This window comes from Polaromonas sp. (assembly GCF_043778355.1).
In the GTDB taxonomy this organism is placed as follows: Bacteria; Pseudomonadota; Gammaproteobacteria; order Burkholderiales; family Burkholderiaceae_C; genus Polaromonas.
This window is the reverse complement of the sequence record NZ_JAYWHI010000034.1, coordinates 1-3,975: the sequence shown is the minus strand read 5'-3', so window position 1 is coordinate 3,975 and position 3,975 is coordinate 1. Positions and strand designations below refer to the sequence as shown.

Below are 3,975 nucleotides of genomic sequence, written 5' to 3'. Positions count from 1 at the left end.
AGCTTGCTCGGTGCCACGTTCTTGTTGGTCCAGTCCATTTCGGACACGTGGACCAGGCCTTCGATACCGGGTTCGAGTTCGACAAATGCGCCGTAGTCAGCGATGTTGGTGATTTTGCCGAAAAGGCGGGTCGCCTGCGGATAACGGCGGTTCACGCCCATCCACGGGTCATCGCCCATTTGCTTCAGACCCAGCGAGACACGGTTTTTCTCGGTGTCGAACTTCAGGATCTTGGCCACGATTTCCTGGCCAGCCGTCACCACTTCGCTTGGGTGACGCACGCGGCGCCATGCCATGTCGGTGATGTGCAGCAGACCGTCGATACCGCCGAGGTCAACAAATGCGCCGTACTCGGTGATGTTCTTGACCACGCCCTTGACGGAAGAACCTTCCTTGAGGGTTTCCATCAGCTTGGCGCGCTCTTCGCCCATGGACGCTTCGACGACCGCACGGCGTGACAGCACGACGTTGTTGCGCTTGCGGTCCAGCTTGATGACCTTGAATTCCATGGTCTTGTTCTCGTACGGAGACAAGTCCTTGATGGGGCGGGTGTCGATCAGCGAACCCGGCAGGAAGGCGCGGATACCGTTGACGAGGACGGTCAGGCCGCCCTTGACCTTGCCGCTGGTCTGGCCGGTGACGAATTCGCCGGATTCCAGGGCTTTTTCCAGGCTCATCCACGAAGCCAGGCGCTTGGCCTTGTCGCGGGACAGCAGGGTGTCGCCGTAACCGTTTTCAACGGAGTCGATGGCCACGGAGACAAAGTCGCCGACCTGAACTTCGAGTTCGCCCTGGTCGTTCTTGAATTCTTCGAGGGGGACATAAGCCTCGGATTTGAGTCCGGCGTTCACAACGACGTGGTTGTGGTCGATACGCACGACTTCAGCGGTGATGACTTCACCGGTACGCATTTCGGAGCGTTTCAGCGATTCTTCAAAGAGGGCGGCAAAAGATTCTGACATTGATTTTCCTAGTCCACAGCACAGGGTTCCAATAGCAGAATTGCTATTGTTTTTAGAGCTGACTGCGGCGGTTTGGTGCGGGTGACCGCGGTTAAGTTAATGATCCTGCCGACCGAAGCACTGGCGTGCCTACAACAATGTATGAGGGTCAGAAGGGCCGGGTGCCTTGCCAGAGTTGCAACACCTGGGCCACCGATTCTTCAATCGACAGCTCGGAGTTGTCCAGTAGCGCGGCGTCATCAGCCGGTTTCAAAGGCGCTGCTTGCCGTGACATGTCACGGGCATCGCGGGCCTCCAAATCCTGCTGAATCCCGCCGAGTGTAGCCGAAATTCCCTTTGAAATCAACTGCTTATGGCGTCGTTCGGCGCGCTGCCGGGCGCTCGCCGTCAGGAAGATCTTGAGCGCGGCATCCGGAAAGATCACGGTGCCCATGTCCCGGCCGTCGGCCACCAGGCCCGGCAGTTGCCTGAAGCTGTGTTGCAGGTCCACCAGCGCCAGTCGCACGCTGGGCAAGGCTGAGACGCGCGAGGCGTTCATGCCGGCTTCTTCGGTGCGTATGGTTTCCGTCACGTCCTGCGCGCCCAGGAAAACCTTGCCGTCCGTAAAACGCACCGGAAGCTGACGCGCCAATGCCGCAATTGCCGGCTCCTGTGCCGGGCCAATGGCCAGTCCGGCCTGCGTCGCGGCCAGGGCGGTAATGCGGTACATCGCACCGGAATCGAGGAAGTGGTAACCGAGTTTTTGGGCCACCACGGCCGCGACCGTGCCCTTGCCGGAAGCAGTCGGGCCGTCGATGCAGATCACGGGAACGAGTTTTTCGGAGGTCTGGGTCACGGAAAAGAGGGTCTCGAAATAGTCGGGGAAGGTTTTTGCTACGCAGCGCGGATCCAGAATACGAATGGGCAGGCGTGCCGAATTGAAGGCTGCGAGTGAAAAACACATGGCGACGCGGTGATCGTCGTAGGTGTGGATGGGTGCGGTTTTCCATTCGGATGTGGCCCCCACGCTCCCCACGCCGTGTGGTTCGCTGACCCCCGAGGGGGCTGCCCCGCCTTGAGGCGGCCCGGCGGCGGGGCGGGGCGGCGTGATGCGAATGAAGTCCGCGCCTTCCTCGACGCCGGCGCCGAGTTTACGCAGCTCGCAGGCCATGGCAGCGATGCGGTCGGTTTCCTTGACCCGCCAACTGGCGATGTTGCGCAGTGTGCTGGGGCCGTCTGCGTACAAGGCCATCACCGCCAGGGTCATGGCAGCGTCAGGGATGTGGTTGCAGTCCAGGTCAATCGCCTTGAGCGGCCAGGCGCCGCGGCGGATGTGCAGGCTGTTGGCGCTGGCGTCGATGTGGGCGCCCATCTGTCGGGCCGCCTCGATGAAACGGATGTCGCCCTGGATGGACGCTTCGCCCAAACCTTCAATGTTTATGCCTTTTTGGCCTTCAGCCCTTGCTGCTATGGCGCCAAGTGCTATGAAATAGCTAGCAGAAGATGCATCTCCTTCAACGTGGATGGCGCCGGGAGAGCGGTAGCGGCTGCCGGCCGGGATGGTGAAACGCTGCCAGCCTTCGCGCTGGACGGTGATGCCAAAACGGGCCAGCAGGTTCAGCGTGATTTCGATGTAGGGTCGGGAGATCAGTTCGCCGATAACCTCAATGTGGATATCGCGTTCAGCGACTATGGGCAACGCCAGCAGCAGGGCGGTCAGGAACTGGCTGGAGACATCGCCGCGCACGCGGATCGGGGCATCAAGCACCAGCGCACCCGTGCGAATGTGCAGCGGCGGGAAGCCGTCCTCGCCCAGGTAGTCGATGGCGCAACCGAGCTGGCGAAGCGCATCGACGAGGTCGCCAATGGGTCGCTCATGCATGCGTGGCACGCCCGAGAGTTCGAAGTCGCCGCCCAGCAGCGCCAGCGCCGCTGTCAGGGGGCGCATCGCCGTGCCGGCGTTGCCCAGGTAGAGTTTTGCCTGCTGCTGCACCGCCCGGCCGCCCAGGCCGTCAATCACCGCGGTGCTGCCGCTTTCCTCGACGCCGCAGCCCAGTTGCCTGAGCGCGGCCAGCATCACGGCGGTATCGTCGGAGGCCAGCAAATCGTGCACCGTGGTGCGCCCCTCGCTCAGTGCTGCGAGCAACAACACCCGGTTGGAAATACTTTTGGAGCCGGGAAGATGAACGGTGCCTTCGGCATCCGTCAACGCTGGAATGTCCAGGAAGGCGGTGTCGAACATCTACTTGAGCGATTTCGGCGAACTGATGCGCCAGTTGGCGCGTGTATGGCTGGCTTTTTCGATCCGGTCTTCCAGCGCATCCCCGTCGGCGGCCGCGATCAGTTTTTCCAGATCCTGCAGGGTGTTCTGGAAGTTTTTGGATTGCTCCAGCAACTCTTCCTTGTTGGCGATCAGGATGTCGCGCCACATTTTTGGATCGCTGGCAGCGATACGGGTGAAGTCCCGGAAACCCGGCCCGGCCAGCGACAGGTAGTCCTTGCCCTGGGCCTGGCCCGAAATGCTGTTGATCATCGCGAAGGCAATCAGGTGCGGCAGATGGCTGACGGCAGCATAGGCGGCGTCATGTGACTGCGGGGACATTTTCACGACGTTGCAGCCCAGCGCAGTCCAGACATTGACCGCTTTTTCGAGCTGGACCGTGAAGGTGCGTTCGATCGGTGTCAGGATAACCTGCTTGCCGAAGTAAAGGTCTGCATCGGCATGCTCCACCCCGGAGACTTCCTTGCCGGTGATCGGGTGCGCCGGCACAAAGCAGCCCAGGTTGTCGCGCAACACGCGTCTGGCAGCGTCCACCACGTCGCGTTTGGTGGAGCCGACGTCCATGACCAGTGTGGTGGGCCCCACCAGGTGGCGGATCGCCTTGAAAGTGGCCTCAGTCGCCGAGACTGGCACTGCCAGCAGCACGATGTCGGCGCCGGACACAGCGAGCAGCGCAGAGGGGGCTTCCACATCAATCACACCCATCTGGCGCGCACGCTCAGTGGTCGATGGCGACTTGCTGTAACCAACCAC

At 61.5% G+C, this 3,975-nt stretch carries 3 protein-coding genes; all 3 read right to left on the bottom strand.

The genetic code is table 11. The annotated features are described in order from the left end of the window. A partial coding sequence (locus ACH2CW_RS06535; RefSeq protein ID WP_395056307.1) for a 30S ribosomal protein S1 occupies positions 1-962 on the bottom strand: 962 nt, incomplete at its 3' end. A gap of 148 nt (positions 963-1,110) precedes the next feature. After that, entirely contained in the window at positions 1,111-3,183 is a 2,073-nt protein-coding gene (locus ACH2CW_RS06530) for a bifunctional 3-phosphoshikimate 1-carboxyvinyltransferase/cytidylate kinase (RefSeq protein ID WP_395056305.1), read from the bottom strand. Further along, positions 3,184-3,975, bottom strand: a 792-nt coding sequence (locus ACH2CW_RS06525) for a prephenate dehydrogenase (protein ID WP_395056303.1), incomplete at its 5' end; no start/stop codon positions are given. It abuts the gene before it with no gap.

What these genes read in the sequence shown, in the direction of transcription:
- ACH2CW_RS06530 (WP_395056305.1), bottom strand. Translation starts at nt 3,183, where the DNA reads ATGTTCGACACCGCCTTCCTGGACATTCCAGCGTTGACGGATGCCGAA.